The following is a 16,944-nucleotide window of genomic DNA, read 5'->3' on the forward strand; positions in this document are numbered from 1 at the left end:
GTGGCACGCAGTTTGCGGAATCACTTCTTTACACATTCACGAGAAATGACACACCCATGAGCGATGAGAAGAACGCAAACATGCTGGATCGACGTACTTTCTTCCTCGGTACCGCAGGTGCCCTGGCACTGGGCACGACGGCATGCGGTGGAGGAAGCGGGGGCAGCAGCTTCTCGCCCATAGGCGGCGCAGCCGCGCAGCAGGCGCCGCAGCAGCAGACCCCCGCTGCGGGCGCCGGTGCCGATTCCCCCAGTACCCCCGATAGCCCTGCGCCCGAGCCGACGACCCCCGAGCCCACAGGGCACAAGATCGTGCACCCCGGCCTGCTCGTGACTGAAGACGACCTACAGCGCATCCGCGACAAGCTGGCCGCCAATGCGGAGCCCTGGGTGGGTGGCATGAACATGATGCTCAAGACGAACAACACCAACCTCGACGCGAATCCGCGTCCCCTGGCGTTGGTGACGCGCGGCGTCGATGGCGAGAACTACTGGCAGATGATCGGCGACATGGTGCGCGCCCTTCATCTCGCATTGCGCTGGAACATCTCCAAAGACGAGCGCTATGCGAAGAAGGCGGTGGAGTTCCTCAACGCATGGTCGTCGACCTTGACCGAACTGGGCGGCAACTCCAACGTCTTCCTCGCCTCGGGCCTCTACGGCAACCAGTGGGCCAACGCCGCCGAACTGATGCGCAGCTACTCCGGCTGGGCGAAGGAAGACGTCGCGCGTTTCCAGACCATGCTGTTGAACGTGTTCTATCCGAAGGCCCACGACTTTCTTGTCAACCACAACGGCACCGAGATCAGAAAGGTCACCCACTACTGGGCCAACTGGGACCTGGCCAACATCTGCGCCGTCTACGCGATCGGCGTGTTCTGCGACCGGCCCGATCTGGTCGCCGAGGCGAGCAACTACTACAAGAGCGGCCGTGGCTGCGGCGCGAGCGCCAACAACGTCTACTACGTGCACCCCGGTTACCTCGGTCAATGGCAGGAGAGCCATCGCGACCAGGGCCACTCCACACTCGGCATCTCGCTGGCCGGCATGCTGTGCCAGATGGCCTGGAACCAGGGCGAGGACCTCTTCGGCTACTGGAACAACCGGCTGCTGGCCGGCGCGGAGTACGTGGCCAAGACGAACCTCGCGGATGCCAACGGCAACGCGCTGTACACGATGCCGTTCGCCCCCTACGACGGTGTCCACGGAGCGGGGACCGCTGCGGCGGGCACAAATCAGTTGCGACCCAACTGGGACCTCATCTACAGCCACTATGTGAGCCGCAAGGGACTCTCGGCCCCCTGGACCAAGGCGATGCTCGACAAGATCCGGCCCGAGCGCGTCGACGGCGGAGACCAGCCGGGCATCGGCACGCTGCTCTATGCACGCGATCCGGTTCCTGCCGCCAGGCCCAGCGGCCTGAGCGCATTCCTGAGCGATGGAAAGGTGCAGCTGTCCTGGTGGGGCACCGCAGGCGCTTCGCAGTACCTCGTGCAGCGCGCGGCGTCGCCCAACGGTCCGTTCACGACCCTCGCGCCGGTCACCGACCCGCGCACCTACACCGACGATCCCGACCAGGGCACCTGGTACTACCGGATCGACGCGGTGACCGACGCCGGAGAGATGACCGGCGCGGACACCCTGCGCGTGGCGGTCCCGGGCGAGCTGTGGCTGCACCTGCCGCTCAACGGCGATGCCAACGACGCCAGCGGCCGCGGCCTGCACGGGCAACTGATCGGCGGCACGAGCTGGGGAGAAGGACGCAACGGCGGAAGCGCCGTGCAACTCGACGGCCGCAGCGGTCACATCCAGCTGCCCGACGGAGCCGTGTCGGCCCTGGGCGATTTTACGGTCGCGGTGTGGGTCTACTGGGATACGGCGTCGGTCATCGCACGCGTTTTCGACTTCGGTTCCAACGACGTGGCCTACATGATCCTCATCCTTCGCGACGGCAACAAGCAGCTGCGTTTTTCAGGCTCTCGCAATCAGTTCTGGAAGGAAGAGTCGGTGGCCGGCGGAGAGACACCCACCGGGCGCTGGGTGCACCTGGCGGTCGCGCTCTCGGGCACCGTGGGCACGCTCTACATGGATGGCGCGCAGGTGGCCACCGCAGACGGCATCTGGATGAATCCTTTCCAGATGGGCAAGACCACCCGGACCTGGCTGGGGCGCTCCCAGTACGGCGGCGATCCGTACTTCAAGGGGCGCATGCAGGACTTCCGCATCTACAGCGGCGCGAAGGACGCGGCCTTCATCGCGGACCTCGCCCGCTGAGCGCCATCGGGCAGCAGCGCTGCCCGGAACACCCATAACCCGAGCCGGCGCGCGCATGCACGGGCGCGCCGGTGCTTGTGTGACTTCGACCTTTCGGATTTCTCTCATGGACATTCTTTCTCGGCGGTGCGCTTCGGCGCTGATGGCTTCTCTGTTGCTCTTCGGTTGTGGCGGAGGAGGTGGCGGCGGAGGAGGGGCCGGCGTTCCGCTGGTCGGCAGCCCGGCGGGCCAGGGCGGCACGGGCACTCAATCCGATGGCGGCCAGAGCAACGGCGCGCAGAGCGGAGGCGGTCAGAGCAGCGGTGGCCAAGCGGCCGGCAACAACTCCGGCAGCGGCACCCAGGGCGGCAATGGAGGCACGAGCGGCGGCTCCGTACCTGTCGCGGCCACCGTCGCCCTGGCGAACAAGCTCGGCAAACCCGCCCGGGTGCTGGTTGGCCTGAGCGCCAATTCCACCGATGACTTGAAGAGCCAGGACATCCACCCCGACATCGTGGAGCACTACCTTGTGGGGATCGTGGGCTACAACGGAGGCTGGCCCGACTGGAACGCGGGCGGCGCCTACGTCACCATCTTTGCGCAGGCTGCGCAGGCCTACGGTGCGGTGCCCATGTTCACGCTCTACCAGATGACGGCGAACGGCGAGGGCAATGTCGGCACGACCGACGATGTGGCCTTCATGGACAAATACTGGGGCCAGGTCCGGCTGATGTATCAGCTCATCGCGAAGCTGGACAAACCCGTTCTGATCAACGTGGAGCCGGACTTTTGGGGCTTCGCTGCAGGGAAGCGGTCCGATCACGATCTGACGAAACTTCCCGCTCGCGTCAGCGGTCAGCCCGAATGCAGCACGCTGCCCGACACCGTCGCGGGCCTCGGCCAGTGCGTCGTGCAGATGGGCCGGAAGATCGCGCCCAAGGCGCTGATCGGGTTCCCGCCCGCGTTCTGGAACGGCACGCCCTCCGAGATCGGCGCGATGATGCAAACCGCCGGCGCGAACCAGGCGGACTTCATCGTCGCCCAGACCAGCGACCGCGACGCGGGCTGCCGGGAGGTGACGCCGAGGCCCGACGGATGCCAGAACGGAAGCGATCGTTACTGGGACGCGAGCAACAAGACCAGCCCGAACTTCCACGATTCGCAGAAGCAGTATTCGGACTATCGCGCAGCCTTGGGCAACGGCCTGCCCATCCTGTGGTGGCAGACGCCGATGGGCGTTCCTTCCGACACGCCCGGCGGCACCGACGGGCACTACCGTGACAACCGCGTCGACTACATGCTGACCAACACGCAGGAATACGGTGACATGCACACCTTCGGGATCGTCTTTGGCGCCGGCTGGGGCAACCAGACCACGATCGCTACCGATGGCGGCCAGTTCGCGCGCCTTTCCGCGCAATACCTCGCGCGAGGCGGCGCTGCGCTGAAGTAGCGGATCAGCGCTCTAGCGGCTTCCTGTCTCCCTATCGCGCGGAAGCACCGCCGTCGACCGGAATGATCGCCCCGGTCATGTAGCTGGAAGCAGGCGAGGCCAGCAGCAGGGCCAGCCCCTTGATCTCGTCGATCCGGGCCACGCGGCCGAGGGGAATATGGGTCCGCATGCGCTCGGCCGACTCCGGAAGACGCAGGCGCCCGCCGTTGATGTTGGTGGCGAAGGGGCCGGGTGCGATGGCGTTCACCAGCACGTTGTGCGGTGCGAGCTCCATCGCGGCCTGCCTGACCAGGTTGTTCGCCGCCGCCTTGGACGCGACGTAGGCGTAGCCGGAGAGCGACTCCGAGCGCAGGCCCGCGATCGACGTGGTCACGACGATGCGTCCTTCCCTGCGCGGCTTCATGTGCCGCGCAGCCGCGCGCACCGTGTGCAGCACGCCGTCGAGGTTGATGCGCAGGACCTTGTCCCAGTGCGCGAGGTCGATGCTCTCCAGCTGGCCCGCCTCCACGACGAAGCCTCGCCCTGCGCTGACGCCCGCGTTCGCGAACACGCAGTCGATGACGCCGTGGCGCGCTGCCATGCCGTCCACCAGCGCGTCGACCGCCGCGGCATCGGCGACGTCCAGCGTCGCGCCTTCGGCCAGCGGGTAGCGCGATTTCAGTCGCTGCACCTGGGCATCGAGCGCCTGCGCATCCATGTCGGTCATGAGTGTGCGCGCACCGGCTTCCAGCATCGTCTCCGCGAAGGCCAGGCCGAGGCCGCTGGCGGCACCGGTGACCAGGACGCTGCGCCCGGTGAGGTCGAAGAGCGAAGCCAGGCTCATGCCGCCTCCGCGTTCTTCTTCACCGGCAGCAGGGCCTCCCAGTGCTCGGCCGCCTCGACCATGTAGTGGACGGTCAGCACCACCTTCTTGAAGAGCCATCGGCCGTCGATGCGCACGTAGGTGTCGTCGAAGCGCCCCACCACGTAGAAGCTCTTTCCGCCGTGCACGGGGCGGCCGTCCAGGTAGGACTGGCCGGTGCCCGTGTCGCTGTCGACGCTCACCTCGTGCTGGTGAATGAACTGCCGCGCGTACTGCACGGGAAAGTTCTCGAAGAAGCTGCGGATGGCCTCGCGTCCGAAGACCTCGGGGCGCCCGTTGTAGATGACGCTCGCGTCTTCCGCGAACAGCTCGTGCAGGCGCGGGCCCTGGTCCTCGTTGACCAGCATGTGGTAGCGGGCACGCAGCGCGCGGATCGCCTCGACGCTTTCGAGCTGGTCGACGCGGCGCTGCAGGGCCTGCAATTGCTGCGAGATCTGCGCGACCTGCGCGAGCGTGTCGTGGGCTTCGGTATTCATTGGGATTCTCCGGAAGAGGGTGCATGGCCCAGCGGTGGCGCAGGGCCGATATGGCAGTGGAGGAGGCGCGGCAGTCTCATCCCGCCTCGGGATGCTCCTTGCCGAAGTCGTCGAGGATCGCGTTCATGCGTCGCCGGACCGAGCCGCCGGTCTGGCTGTGCGGAATGACGTAGAAGCGCCCCGTGCGAACTGCCGCCAGCGTCGCTGCGGCAACGTCCGTCGCATCGATGGGGGACGCCGCCATGCCTTGGCGCACGCGCTCGTCATAGGCCGCGGCGGGTGCGACGGTGTCGGCGAGGGTGCTCGGCCGATTGCGCTGCGATGCATGGATGCCGGTGGGCAGCAGCGAAGGGCAGACGACGGTCACGCCGATCGGCGCGCCGGCCTGCTCCAGGTCGCGCGCGAGGCATTCCGAGAAGGCCACCACCGCGTGCTTGCTCGCGCTGTACACGGCGGAGCCGGCCAGCGTGGCGAGCCCGGCGGCGGACGCGGTGTTGATCACGTGGGCGGGTCGGCCCCGTGCGCGCATGCGTGGAACGAAGCTGCGCACGCCGTTGGCCACGCCCAGCACGTTCACGCCCAGCACCCACTGCCAGTCCGATTCGGTGGCGGCCCAGGCGGGACCGAGCACGGCCACGCCTGCGTTGTTGAAGAGCCAGTCGACGCCACCGAAGCGGTCGTCGCAGGCCTGCGCGAAGGCCTCGACATCGGCGGCGCGGCTCACGTCGCAACGCTGTGCGAGCGTGGGCACGCCCATCGATCGAACGAGTGCCTCGGTGCCAGCGAGCGCTTCCGTCTCGACGTCGGCGAGCGCCACGGCCATGCCCTCGCCCGCGCAGGCCAGGGCCAGTGCGCGGCCGATGCCGCTGCCGGCGCCGCTGATGGCGGCCACGGCGGGGGCGGCGAGCGTGTGCGGTGCGGTCGGCGCGGTCATTCTAGCGTCACTCCGGCCGTGCGCAGCACTTCCGTCCACTTGACGGCTTCGCGGCTCACGTAGGCCTGGAATTCGGCGTGCGGCATGTCGATGACGAAGCTGCCCGCGGAGTCGAGCGCGCTCCTGACTTCCTGCGACCGCAGCGTCTCCGAGGCTTCCGCCGACAGCCGCTTCACGATGCCGTCCGGCGTCTTCGCAGGCGCGAAGAGACCGCCCCAGCTCAGCGCCTCGATGCCCGCGAAGCCGGCCTCGGCCATCGTCGGAACTTCCGGCAGCATCGGCATGCGCTGGCCGCGCGTGACCGCCAGCGCGCGCAGCTTGCCGCTGCGGATGTGCGGCGCGGAGGTCTGCACGAAGTCGAACATCGCATCGACGTTGCCCGAGACCAGATCGACCAGCGCCGCAGAACTGGCCTTGTACGGAACATGGGTGAAGCGCGTGCCGGTGCGCGTCTGCAGCAGTTCGAGGCACAGATGCCCCGAGGTGCCGTTGCCGCCCGAGCCGAAGTTGAGCTTGCCCGGATTCTTCTTCGCGAGCTCGACCAGTTCGGCCACCGAGCCGATGCCCAGCCTCGGGTTGACCACCAGGACGTTCGCGTTGCCCGACAGGCCGTGGATGGCCACGAAGTCCTTCACCGGGTCATAGCGGATCGTCTTGTACAGCGCGCTGTTGGTGCCCTGGGTGCCTTGCGTGCCCAGCAGCAGCGTGTAGCCGTCGGGCGCGGCGCGCGAGACGAACTCGGCGCCGATCGAGCCGCTCACGCCGACCTTGTTGTCGATCACGATGGGCTGTCCCAGGCGGGTGGCGAGCACGCGTGCGATCACGCGGGCCTGCTGGTCGACGACGCTGCCCGCGGAGAACGGAACCACCAGGGTGACGGGCCTGGAGGGATAGGTCTCTGCACGCAGCACCGGGGCCAGCGAAGCCAGGCTGGTGGCAACGCAGAATTGCCGGCGGTTGAGGGTCATCCGTGTGTCTCCCGGTTCAGTTCTGTCTCAGGATCTCGGCCCATGGGGCATGGCCGGCGAGCACGTCGCTGCCTTCCAGGTCGACCTCGAAGTTCTCGAGCACGCGGCACACCAGCATGTAGTAGCCGATGGTCATCACGATCTCCATCAGCTGCTGCGGCGGCAGTTGCGCGGCCAACGCGTCGAACATCTCGGGCGGCGCCTTGACCTGGCGCACCACGGCGTCGGTGAAGTCGAGCACGCGGCATTCGAGGCTGTCGAACGGGGTCCTGTCGACGCTGCCTTGCGGATGGTCGAGCACCGCCTCGACCTGGTTGGATGGCACGCCGGTCTGCGCAGCCACGCGGCGGTGCTGGGTCACCTCGTAGCTGGAGCCGCACAGCGCACCCACGCGCAGGATCACCAGCTCGCGCAGCGCCACCGGCAGCGAGGAGTGCCGCAGGATGCTGGAGCCCAGGGCCAGGAAACCCTGCGCGGTGGCGCCGCCGTGGGCGACCATGCGGTAGATGTTCAGCGGTGGGCGCCCGCCCAGCAGTGCGTGGAGTTCCGCGGGCGCCTCGGCGAGGTCGAAGTAGGGGATACGGGCCATGGTCTTTCAGTCGAGTCGGATGGCGGCGGCGCGGATCACCTCGCGCCACCGGAGGGTTTCACTGCGCGCGAAGTCGGCCAGGGCCTGTGGCGTGCCGCCCTGGGGCTCGATCGTCAGTTCGCGCATGCGATCGGCCACTGCCGGGGTCTGCAGCGCGCGATTCACTTCCTGGTTGAGCCTGTCGATGAGGGGCGCCGGCGTGCCGCCGGGCGCCCACAGGCCGCCCCAGGCCGCGATCTCGCAGTCGGGCAGGCCCAGTTCCTCGAAGGTCGGCACCTGCGGCAGGAGCGGCAGCCGGCTGCGGGAGGTGACGGCCAGCGGGCGGATCTTCTCGCTGCGGATGTAGGCGAGGTTGCCCGCCACGTTGTCGAAGATCGCCGGCACCTGTCCGCCGAGAACGTCGTTGAGCGCCGGGGCGCTGCCCTTGTACGGGATGTGTGCGAGGCGCACCCTGGCCGCGCGATCGAGCAGCACCAGCGAGAGATGGCCGCTGGTGGCGTTGCCGGGCGTGGCGACGGCGATGCGCTCGGGCTTCGCCTTTGCCATCGTGATGAAGCTCCCGAGGTCGCGCGCCTCGAAGGCCGGGTTGACGCACAGCACGTTGTAGACCTTGCCTTCGAGCGCGATCGGTGCGAAGTCCTTCACCGGGTCGTAGTCCAGCTTCGGATAGAGGCTGACGTTCATCGCATGCGTCGCGTTGGTGCCGTAGAAGAGCGTGTAGCCGTCAGGTGCGCTGCGCGCCGCCACCGCGGCCGCGATGTTTCCGGAGGCACCCGGCCGGTTGTCGACGATCACCGGCTGGCCCAGCTGACGGGCCAGTTGATCGGCGAGGCGGCGCGAGGACTGGTCGGCCGATCCGCCCGCTGGAAAGCCCACGACCAGGCGCAGGGGCCGGCTGGGGTAGGCATCGTCGCGTGCCGCCATCGCGGCACCCAGGTGCGGCGCAGCGACAGTGCAGGCGGCTGCCTGGAGGAATCGGCGTCTCTGCAGTCGCTGCATGGTCGCACTCAGGCCGAGGCGCGCGGTGCCGCGATGCCGCCGGTCAGGCCGCCGTCGACCACCAGCGCGTGGCCGTTCACGTAGGAGGCCTCGTGCGACATCAGGAACAGGGCCGCATAGGCCACTTCCCAGCCCGTGCCCTGGCGGCCGAAGGGCAGCGGCATCGCGAGGCGGTCGGACCTTCGGCGCGTTGCCGCGCGGCCGATGGGCGTGTCCATCAGGCCGGGCAGGATGCTGTTGCAGCGCACGCCCCGCGCCTGCCCTGCCATCGCGATCGAGCGTGCGAGCGACACCTGCGCGGCCTTGGTCGTCTCATAGGCGGGGTTGAAGCTGGAGTTGCGCAGCGCGGCGATCGACGACAGCAGCACGATGGAGCCGCCGGGCGCCATGTGCCGCAATGCCTGCTGGCCGAACAGCATGCACGAGCGCACGTTGGTCGCGTGCTCGCGGTCCCAGGCTTCGGCGGTCTGGTTGTCCAGCGACAGCCCGCTGGCCACGCCCACCACCATCACGAGGCCGTCGAGGCCGCCCATCTTCTGCACCGCGCGTTCCACCGTCGTGGCGGCGGCCTCCGGCTGCGCGACGTCTGCCACCTCGGCATGGGCCGTCGCGCCCGATGCGCGCACCAGGTCGCAGGTCTGCTGCAGCGAGGCGGGGTTGATGTCGACGCAGGTCAGCGTCGCGCCCTCGTGGGCGAACAGCAGCGAGATCGCCCGGCCATTGCCCACGGGCGGATCGGGATCGTCGATGTCGCGCTGGCCCGCGCCCACCACCAGGATGCGCCGCTGCGCGAGGCGGCCCGCGGAGGGCCGGAGGTCGCCGAGCGCTTCGGCAAAAAGCTGCTGCCCGGGCTGGATGGCTGGCGAGGACATGCGTGTCTCCTTGGTCGTCTTTCGTTGCGTTCATGGTTCAGTTTTGGAAACGTTTCCGAAATGGTGGAAACCCTCGGCCGCTGTCACCTAAGATTCACCCCGTCCCAGTCCTCCGTCTCCTTGTTCGCAAGGGAATCTCCATCCGAATGAATGCAGGAAAACAGAAGATCGATCTGCGCGACGTGGCGCGCCTGGCGGGTGTCTCGCTGGGCAGCGCGTCGCGCGCGATGAACGGCGCCGGCGCCTCGGCAGCTACGCAGGAGAAGGTCAACCAGGCGGCGGCGGCGCTGGGCTACCGCCCCAACCATGCGGCGCGCGTGCTGCGTTCGCGGCTCAGCCGCACCGTCGGCTGCCTGCTGCCCGACATCTCGAACCCGCTGTATGCGCAGGTGTTCCGCGCGCTGGAGGACGAGTTCCTGCGGCACGACTACCTGCTGCTGCTGGCCAACGGCGCCAACGACGTCGACCGCGAGACGAAGGCGTTGGGAACGTTCACGCAGCGCGGCATGGACGGCGTGATCCTCGCGCCCGGCAACGAGCGGAACGCGGCGCTGGTGGAGGCGCTGCGGGTGCTTCCGATGCCGGCCGTGGTGTTCGACCGCGAAGTCAGCGGTGCCCACGATGCCGTGCTCATCGATCACGCGGGCGGGGTGCGGCGCGTGGTCGAGCACCTGCTCGGCCTGGGGCACCGCGACATCGCCCTCGTGCTCTGGCAGGGCGATACGCGCCCAGTGCGCCGCCGCGTGCAGGGCTTCCGCACGGCGTTCCAGGCCGCGGGCCTGCCCGTGCCCGATCTGCTGGTGCAGGCGCGCAGCGTGACGGCCTCGGTCAAGGCGGAGGTCACCGAACTGCTTGCGCGACCGGAGCGACCCACCGCACTCATCGTGCAGGGCACCCACATGCTCAACAGCGCACTGCGCGCGATCGCTGCGCGCGGGCTCCAGGTGCCGCGCGACATCTCCGTGGTCGCCATCGGCGACACGCCCTTCGCCGCGGAGCACGACCCCGCGGTGAGCGTGCTCGACATCGATCAGTCCGAGACCGCGCGCTGTCTGGTCGACCTGCTGCTCACGCGGATCGCCGACAACGGCCTGCCGCAGCGCAAGGCGCGCGTCGGCCTGCGCTATGTGGAGCGCGATTCGGTGGCCAGGCCCGCGTCGGCCTAGGACCGATCAGCCGCCGCAGTGCCGCGGTATTCCTCAACGAGCGAATCCACCAGCTCGGCGACCGTCGGCACGGCGCGCACGCCGGACACTGAATGCCCCGCGCTCCAGATGTCGGTCCAGCGCTGGTTGGGCGCCGCATTGGCGCCGCCGCCATAGCGTCTTCTCGCTTCCTCGACCGAGATGCTCTCGTCGAGCGTCGAGATGTCGATGCCCAGCCGCCGCGCCGACGGCGCAAGAAAGCTGGCGGGCAGCCCGGTGAAGCCGCGCGTGAGCAGCACGTCGTCGATCGAGCTGTCGACCAGCATGTGCCGGTAGTCGTCGCTCGCCAGGCTTTCCTGCGTGGCGATGAAGCGCGTGCCCATGATGCCGAGGTCGCAGCCCAGCTCCCTGGCGGCGCGCAGGGCCACGCCGTCCGACAGCCCGCCCGCCAGCACGATGGGGCCGTCGAACACGCGGCGCACCGCGCGCACGAAGGCGAACGGGTTCGCCCAGCCGGTGTGGCCGCCGGCGCCCGCGGTGAGCAGCACGAGGCCATCGACGCCCGACTCGATGGCGCGCACCGCATGGTGCAGCGAGGCCACGTCGGCGAACACGCGGCAGCCGGCTTCGTGCAGGCGCGGCACCACTGAGGCTGGCGAACCTACGCTGGTGATCACGAGCTGGGCGCGGTGCCGGGCGATGAGTTCGACCTCGGCCATCACCCTGGCGGGATCGCGCCGCATGATGAGGTTGGGGCAGTAGGGCGCGGGCGCCGTGCGCTCGGGCGCGGCGGCGGCTTCTTCATCCAGGCGGGTGAGCCAGGCGTCGAATTCGTCGAGCGTCTGGCAGTTGGCCGTCGGAAAGGCGCCGATCACGCCGGCAGCGCAGGCGGCGGACACCAGTTCGATGCCAGAGACACGCAGCATGGGCGCGGCGATCAGCGGCAGAGCCAGTCGGTCGAGGAAGGGAAGGGCGTGGGTCATGGCAGCGCAGTGGATGCGTTCAGGTGCGCCAGGGCGGCGCGCGTTTGCAGGACGAGTTGCTCGACGATCGCGGCAAGCGGCTCGGTGCGCGTGGCGAAGCCGATGGCCGGGCCGAGCGAGAGCATGCCGTTGCGCCAGTCGCCGTCGCCGTAGCAGCGGTCGCGCGCCACGCGGCTGTCGAGCAGGGCGCCGAAGGTGGCGTGGTCGGCCGCGCCGGCGCGCTCGATGGTGTCGACCTGCGCGGCGGTGTCGTTGCGCAGCACGCGCCAGGTGTTGCCCAGCGTGTGCAGCAGGCGCATGGTGCTGTGCTCGTCGCAGTCCACCAGGTGGTTCTTGTAGGCCGCATGGGCCGAGACCTCGTCGCTCACGAGGAAGCGGCTGCCCATCAGCACGCCGTCGGCACCGAGCGCGAGTGCGGCGGCGAGCTGGCTGCCGTGGCCGATGCCGCCGCCCAGCACCAGCGGAACGTGGAACTGCCCCCGCGCCATGGCCAGCGCGCCCATCAGCATGGTCGGAAGCTCGTTGGCGCCGGGGTGCCCGCCTTCCTCCATGCCGACCAGCGCGACCGCGTCTGCGCCGGCCGCCTGGGCGGCGAGGGCATGCCGCACGCTCGATGCCTTGTGGATCACGATACCGCCGGCTGCGTGGATGGCCCGGATCAGCGCATCGGGCGCGTAGCCCGCGGTCTCGAAGTGGCGCACGCCGTGCGCCAGCGCGGTCGCCAGCGAAGCCTGCACGCCGGCATTGGCCTGCGGGCGTGCCGACAGCGTGAGGTTGACGCCGAAGGGGCGGCCCTCGGTGATCTCGCTGCAGCGCCGCAGCTGCTCGCGCAGCGCGGCCTCGCCGTCGAGGGAGCGCGGGGTGATGAAGCCCATGCACCCGGCGTTGGTCAGCGCGCCCACATAGCGCGCGTCCGAGAGCCACATCAGCCCGCCGCCGAGGATCGGGTAGGCCAGGCCGAAGAGACGCGTCAGCCGGGTGGACAGCGGAGGCTGGCTCACGGCAGCAGCTGGCGTACGTTGTCGAGGCCGGGCGCAGCGCCCAGCGCCGACGGATCGACGCCCTCGAGCGGCACCGGAAAGCGCACCAGCGACAGCGCTTCGGTGCCGTTGACCAGGCCGCGCTGCGCGAACTGCGGCAGCGCAGCGAGTTCGGCGGGCGGCACCACGGGTGCGACGGGCAGGTCGTTGCGCGCCATCGTCTCGAAGGCTTCGGCCGAGTCGCGCACGGCGAGCTGCTGCGCGATGCGGTCGTTGATGGCCTGGGCCTGCTTCTTGCGCGCGCCCAGCGTGCGGTAGGGCTCGCCCGCGAAGTCGCCCATGTCGAGCACGTCGCAAAGCCGTGCCCAGAAATGATCTTCCAGCGCGGCGACGCTCAGGTGCTGCCCGTCGCGGCAGCGGAAGCTGCCGTACGCGGGCTTGAGCTGCGTGGACGTGCGCTGGCGCTCGAGGCTGTTCGCGCCGTCGGCGCGGTAGGTGCCCAGGCGCGGGTTCATCCAGTGCAGCACGCAGTCGGCCAGCGCCACGTCCAGGTGCTGGCCCCGGCCCGTGCGCTCGCGCTGCAGCAGCGCCGCCAGCGTGGACGACAGCGCATACATCGAGCCGCACAGGTCCGCCACCGGCAGGCCGAAGTTCTGGGTGGGCGGGCCGCCCGGTTCGCCCGAGACCGCGAGCGCGCCGGCCGCGGCGAGGTAGTTGATGTCGTGGCCGGGCAGCTGCGCCCACGGCCCCGCCTGCCCGTAGCCGCTGAGCGAGACGTACACGAGGCGCGGAAAGCGCTCGCGAAGGCTTGCGTAGTCCAGGCCCAGGCGCGCCATCACGTCGGGGCGGTACGACTCCACCAGCACGTCGGCCTGCGCTACCAGCTCCTGCACGCGGGCGCGCTGCGCCTCGTCCTTCAGGTCCATCAGCAGGCTGAGCTTGCCGCGGTTCACGGCCTCGAAGCCGCCCGGGCCCATGCGCCGCGCGTTGTCGCCGCCGGGCGGACGCTCGATCTTGATGACGCGCGCGCCCATCTCCGCGAGGTTCTGCGTGAAGAAGGGGCCGGGCAGCAGTTCGCTGAAGTCGAGCACGGTGACGCCCGCCAGCGGGCCGGCGGCGCTCACGCGGCGCCTCGCTCGACGATCACCGCGTCCAGCGGCAGGGCGCCTTCGCCCCGGGCGCCGACCCAGATCGGGTTGAGGTCCATCTCCTCGATGCGCTGCGCATTCGCCGTCACGAACTCGGACACGCCCAGCAGCAGCCGCTCCAGCGCGGGCACGTCGGCCACGGGCCGGCCGCGCGCGCCATCGAGCACGGGGAAGCAGCGCATCTCGCGCACCATGGAGGCGGCGTCCTCGGGGCTCAGCGGCAGCAGGCGGCGCGTGACGTCGCGCAGGATCTCCACGTAGACCCCGCCCAGGCCGAAGGTCATCACATGCCCGAACACCGGGTCGCGCGTGACGCCGGCCATCAGCTCCACGCCGCCGCCCGGTGCCATCTTCTCGATCAGCAGGCCGTCGATGGCGGCATCGGGCCTGTGATGCCCCGCCGAGGCCATGATGTCGTCCCATGCCAGCTCCAGCTGCGCGCCGTCGGCGATGCCCACGCGCACGCCGCCGATGTCGGACTTGTGCAGGATGTCGGGGCTCGCGATCTTCGCGACCACCGGGTAGCCCATGCCGTCGGCGAGCTGCCGCGCTTCTTCCCGCGTGCGCGCCACTGCCACGGGCAGCAGCGGGATGCCGGCCTTCTCCAGCAGGGCCTTGGCCTGCAGTTCCGAGAGGTTGCGCAAGGCACCGGCCGGCGCTGCCGGCACGGCACTCGGAAGGCGGCGCGCCGGGCGGTCGGCCGCGCTGCGGCGCCAGCGGCCCCATTCCGTCCAGCGCCGGATCGCGGCGATCGCCTTGCCCACCGAGCGCGGCGGCGCGAAGCCTGCCGCGACCAGCATGCGGTATCCCTCGCCCAGCCTGTCGCTCATCCAGATCGGGACGATGGGGCTGCGCACGCGCTTCTGCGCCGCGATGATGGTCTGCGCCATGCGCACGGTGGTCTCGCCGTAGTCCAGCGCGATCGGCGCGATCACGCAGCCGGTGTTGGGGTCGGCGGCGACCGCGCCCAGCGTGCTTTCGACGAGGTCGGCGTCGCTGAGCACGGCGGCCGTCGTGTCGACCGGGTTGTTGACAGCCGCGTAGTCGGGCAGCTTGCTGCGAAGCAGCGCGATGGTCTCGGGTGCGAACTCGGCCAGCTTGAGACCGGCCGTGCCCACCGCATCGGCCGTCAGCGCGGTGGTGCCGCCCGAGGAGCAGTACACGCCGATCTCCTCGCGCTCGCCGGGCATGGCGCGCGCGAAGAGCCAGGCCGTGTCGACCAGCTCGTCGATGTCGTCGACCTCGATCACGCCGTACTGGCGGAACACCGCGCTGTTGACCTCGGCCGAACCGGTCAGCGAGGCCGTATGCGACTGCGCGGCGCGCTGCCCGTACTCCGACTTGCCGACCTTCAGCGCGATGACCGGCTTGCCGTTGTCCGCCGCGCACTGCAGCGCGGCCAGGAAGCGCGGGCCGTCCTTGATGCCTTCGAGCAAGGTCACGATCACCTTGATGTCCGGCGCGGTCGCCATGTAGTGGATGAAGTCCGCCACCTGCAGGTCGACCTCGTTACCGGTGGAGGCCCACAGGCCGATGCCGATGCCGCGCTCCATCGCCTGCATCACGTTGCGCCCCAGCCCGCCGCCCTGCGTGGCCAGTCCGATCGGGCCCTTGACCAGGTCGTGCGGGAACGACGGCGAGAAGGTCATGCCCAGGCGGGCGTTGACGTTGGTCAGGCCGGGGCAGTTCGGTCCGTAGACGCGCATGCCGGCCTGCTCGGCGATCTCCTTGAGCCGGGCTTGGGCCCGCCCGCCCTCGGCGCCGGCCTCGCCGAAGCCCGAGGTGAGGATGATCGCGAAGGGCACGCCCCTGGCCGCGCATTCCTCCATCACCGCGATGACGCCCGATGCGGGCACGGCGATGACGGCGACGTCGGGCGTCTGCGGCAGCGAGGCGATGCTGGGCCAGCAGCGATGGCCGCGCAGTTCGCTCTTCGTGGGATTGACCAGGTAGAGCTCGCCGTCGATCTGCGAATGGTCGAGCAGGTTGCTCAGGGTGCGCCCGCCGATGCTCTGCGGGCGCTCGGAAGCGCCGACGAGTGCGATGGCGCGCGGATGGATGAGGCGTGACAGGTCGGTGCCGATGGCCGGATGGGTCATGCTGTGCAACTCCTGCGGCGTTCAGGCGATGGCCGAGATGCCGAGGATCTCGCGTCCGACGATCAGCGTCTGCACTTCGGTCGTGCCTTCCGGAATGGTCCCGCCGCGGGTGTCGCGGAAGATGCGCTCGATCGGGTAGTCGGTGGCGTAGCCCAGGCCGCCGTGCACCTGGAGCGCCATGCTGGCCACCTCGTGGGCAGCCTCGGTGGCGTAGAGCTTGGCGATGGACGCGGCGGTGCGCGCGTCGTGGCCCGAGTCGAGCGCGGCGGCGGCGCGCAGGCCCAGCGCGCGTGCGGCCTCCACGCGGATCGTCATGTCGACGATCAGCTTCTGCACCAGCTGGAAGCTGCCGATGGGCTTGCCGAATTGCGTGCGCGTGCGCGCGTAGTCGATGGAGAGGTCGAGCGCCGACTGCGCGGCACCCACGGCGCCCATGGCGATGTTCACGCGCGCGCTGTCCAGGCCGATCAGCATCTTCTTGAGCGCGCCGCCTTCCTCGCCCAGCAGGTTCTCGCGCGGCACCTTGACGTTGTCGAAGCCCAGCTCGGCCGTGCCGGTGCTGCGCAGCACCATCGTGTCGACGCGTCGCATCTCGTATGGGGACACATCCCGCTCCACGAGGAAGGTGGAGAGCTGGCCCTGGCAGTCGGGGCTGAAGGTGCGCGCCACGACGATGCCGAAGTCGCCGAAGGCACCGTTCGTGATCCACAGCTTGCGGCCGTTGAGCACGTAGTGGTCGCCCTGCAGGTCGGCGCGCGTCTGCACCTGCGCGATGTTGGAGCCCGTGCCCGGCTCGCTGATGGCGCTGAAGCAGCGCCGCTCGTTGTTCAGCAGCGGCTTGAGGAAGCGCTCCTTCTGCGCGGGGGTGGCCTCGGCCGCGAGCTTGTTGATCGCCGCGTTGGTGATGTTGAGGATCGTGCGCAGCGAGAGCCAGGCGTAGCCCGCTTCCTCCATCAGCATCGCCCAGGTGAGCTGATCCAGGCCCATGCCGCCTTCTTCCTCGGAGAGTCGTCCACCCAGGTAGCCGAACTCCGACAGGGGCTTGAGCAGCTCGAAGGGAAAGGTCTTCTCCTGGTCGTGGCGCGCGACGATGGGAGCGACCTCGCTCTTCATGAAGCGGCGGATGCTGTCGCGCAGCATGGCTTGTTCTGCAGTCTGGGTGTACACGTTGTCTCCTGTTTGTT

15 protein-coding genes are annotated in these 16,944 nt (G+C 69.5%); 3 read left to right on the plus strand and 12 right to left on the minus strand.

Features of this window, described 5'->3' with window-relative positions:
• Nucleotides 1-56 precede the first annotated feature (56 nt).
• Both FHY06_RS26175 and FHY06_RS26180 read left to right on the plus strand, forming a co-directional pair.
• Nucleotides 57-2,273: a LamG-like jellyroll fold domain-containing protein gene (locus tag FHY06_RS26175; RefSeq protein ID WP_184606802.1), complete on the plus strand. Its 2,217-nt coding sequence runs from the start codon at nucleotides 57-59 to the stop codon at nucleotides 2,271-2,273.
• Between the two features lie 106 nt (nucleotides 2,274-2,379).
• Nucleotides 2,380-3,705: a hypothetical protein gene (locus FHY06_RS26180; RefSeq protein ID WP_311733732.1), complete on the plus strand. Its 1,326-nt coding sequence runs from the start codon at nucleotides 2,380-2,382 to the stop codon at nucleotides 3,703-3,705.
• A 31-nt stretch (nucleotides 3,706-3,736) separates the two neighbouring features.
• Here the strand turns inward: FHY06_RS26180 and FHY06_RS26185 are convergent, their stop codons facing one another.
• The 7 genes from FHY06_RS26185 to FHY06_RS26215 form a co-directional block, all read right to left on the minus strand.
• The gene (locus tag FHY06_RS26185; protein WP_184606803.1) at nucleotides 3,737-4,528 is read right to left on the minus strand and encodes an SDR family NAD(P)-dependent oxidoreductase; all 792 of its coding nucleotides are present in this window, start codon (nucleotides 4,526-4,528) and stop codon (nucleotides 3,737-3,739) included.
• Complete coding sequence (locus FHY06_RS26190) at nucleotides 4,525-5,043, minus strand: nuclear transport factor 2 family protein (RefSeq protein WP_184606804.1); 519 nt, start codon at nucleotides 5,041-5,043, stop codon at nucleotides 4,525-4,527. The genes FHY06_RS26185 and FHY06_RS26190 overlap by 4 nt, the downstream gene beginning before the upstream one ends.
• Nucleotides 5,044-5,119: 76 nt before the next feature.
• Nucleotides 5,120-5,977 (minus strand): SDR family NAD(P)-dependent oxidoreductase, encoded by an 858-nt coding sequence (locus FHY06_RS26195; protein ID WP_184606805.1) that lies wholly within the window; start codon nucleotides 5,975-5,977, stop codon nucleotides 5,120-5,122.
• Entirely contained in the window at nucleotides 5,974-6,945 is a 972-nt protein-coding gene (locus FHY06_RS26200; RefSeq protein WP_184606806.1) for a Bug family tripartite tricarboxylate transporter substrate binding protein, read from the minus strand. The genes FHY06_RS26195 and FHY06_RS26200 overlap by 4 nt, the downstream gene beginning before the upstream one ends.
• Nucleotides 6,946-6,961: 16 nt before the next feature.
• Entirely contained in the window at nucleotides 6,962-7,534 is a 573-nt protein-coding gene (locus tag FHY06_RS26205; protein WP_184606807.1) for a carboxymuconolactone decarboxylase family protein, read from the minus strand.
• A gap of 6 nt (nucleotides 7,535-7,540) precedes the next feature.
• Nucleotides 7,541-8,533, minus strand: a complete 993-nt coding sequence (locus FHY06_RS26210) for a Bug family tripartite tricarboxylate transporter substrate binding protein (protein ID WP_184606808.1) — start codon at nucleotides 8,531-8,533, stop codon at nucleotides 7,541-7,543.
• Between the two features lie 8 nt (nucleotides 8,534-8,541).
• Nucleotides 8,542-9,405 (minus strand): SDR family NAD(P)-dependent oxidoreductase, encoded by an 864-nt coding sequence (locus FHY06_RS26215; RefSeq protein WP_184606809.1) that lies wholly within the window; start codon nucleotides 9,403-9,405, stop codon nucleotides 8,542-8,544.
• Between the two features lie 146 nt (nucleotides 9,406-9,551).
• On the opposite strand from FHY06_RS26215, the gene FHY06_RS26220 reads away from it, so the two are divergent.
• Entirely contained in the window at nucleotides 9,552-10,571 is a 1,020-nt protein-coding gene (locus FHY06_RS26220; RefSeq protein WP_019655239.1) for a substrate-binding domain-containing protein, read from the plus strand.
• Here the strand turns inward: FHY06_RS26220 and FHY06_RS26225 are convergent.
• Genes FHY06_RS26225 through FHY06_RS26245 form a run of 5 tightly spaced genes read right to left on the minus strand, consistent with a single transcriptional unit; the run spans nucleotide 10,568 to nucleotide 16,927 of the window.
• Nucleotides 10,568-11,533, minus strand: a complete 966-nt coding sequence (locus FHY06_RS26225; RefSeq protein ID WP_184606810.1) for an NAD(P)H-dependent flavin oxidoreductase — start codon at nucleotides 11,531-11,533, stop codon at nucleotides 10,568-10,570. The two genes, FHY06_RS26220 and FHY06_RS26225, sit on opposite strands and share 4 nt — an antisense overlap.
• On the minus strand, nucleotides 11,530-12,534 hold the full coding sequence (locus tag FHY06_RS26230; RefSeq protein ID WP_184606811.1) for an NAD(P)H-dependent flavin oxidoreductase: 1,005 nt from the start codon (nucleotides 12,532-12,534) through the stop codon (nucleotides 11,530-11,532). Before FHY06_RS26230 ends, FHY06_RS26225 begins: the two co-directional genes overlap by 4 nt.
• A complete protein-coding gene (locus tag FHY06_RS26235; protein WP_184606812.1) occupies nucleotides 12,531-13,637 on the minus strand; it encodes a CaiB/BaiF CoA transferase family protein in 1,107 nt (368 codons plus the stop codon). Before FHY06_RS26235 ends, FHY06_RS26230 begins: the two co-directional genes overlap by 4 nt.
• Nucleotides 13,634-15,760 (minus strand): acetate--CoA ligase family protein, encoded by a 2,127-nt coding sequence (locus FHY06_RS26240; RefSeq protein ID WP_184606813.1) that lies wholly within the window; start codon nucleotides 15,758-15,760, stop codon nucleotides 13,634-13,636. Before FHY06_RS26240 ends, FHY06_RS26235 begins: the two co-directional genes overlap by 4 nt.
• 21 nt (nucleotides 15,761-15,781) lie before the next feature.
• Nucleotides 15,782-16,927, minus strand: coding sequence for an acyl-CoA dehydrogenase family protein (locus FHY06_RS26245; protein WP_026346441.1), 1,146 nt, complete (start codon nucleotides 16,925-16,927; stop codon nucleotides 15,782-15,784).
• Nucleotides 16,928-16,944: the final 17 nt, after the last annotated feature.

The organism is Variovorax atrisoli (assembly GCF_014195185.1).
Classification (GTDB): domain Bacteria; phylum Pseudomonadota; class Gammaproteobacteria; order Burkholderiales; family Burkholderiaceae_C; genus Variovorax; species Variovorax atrisoli.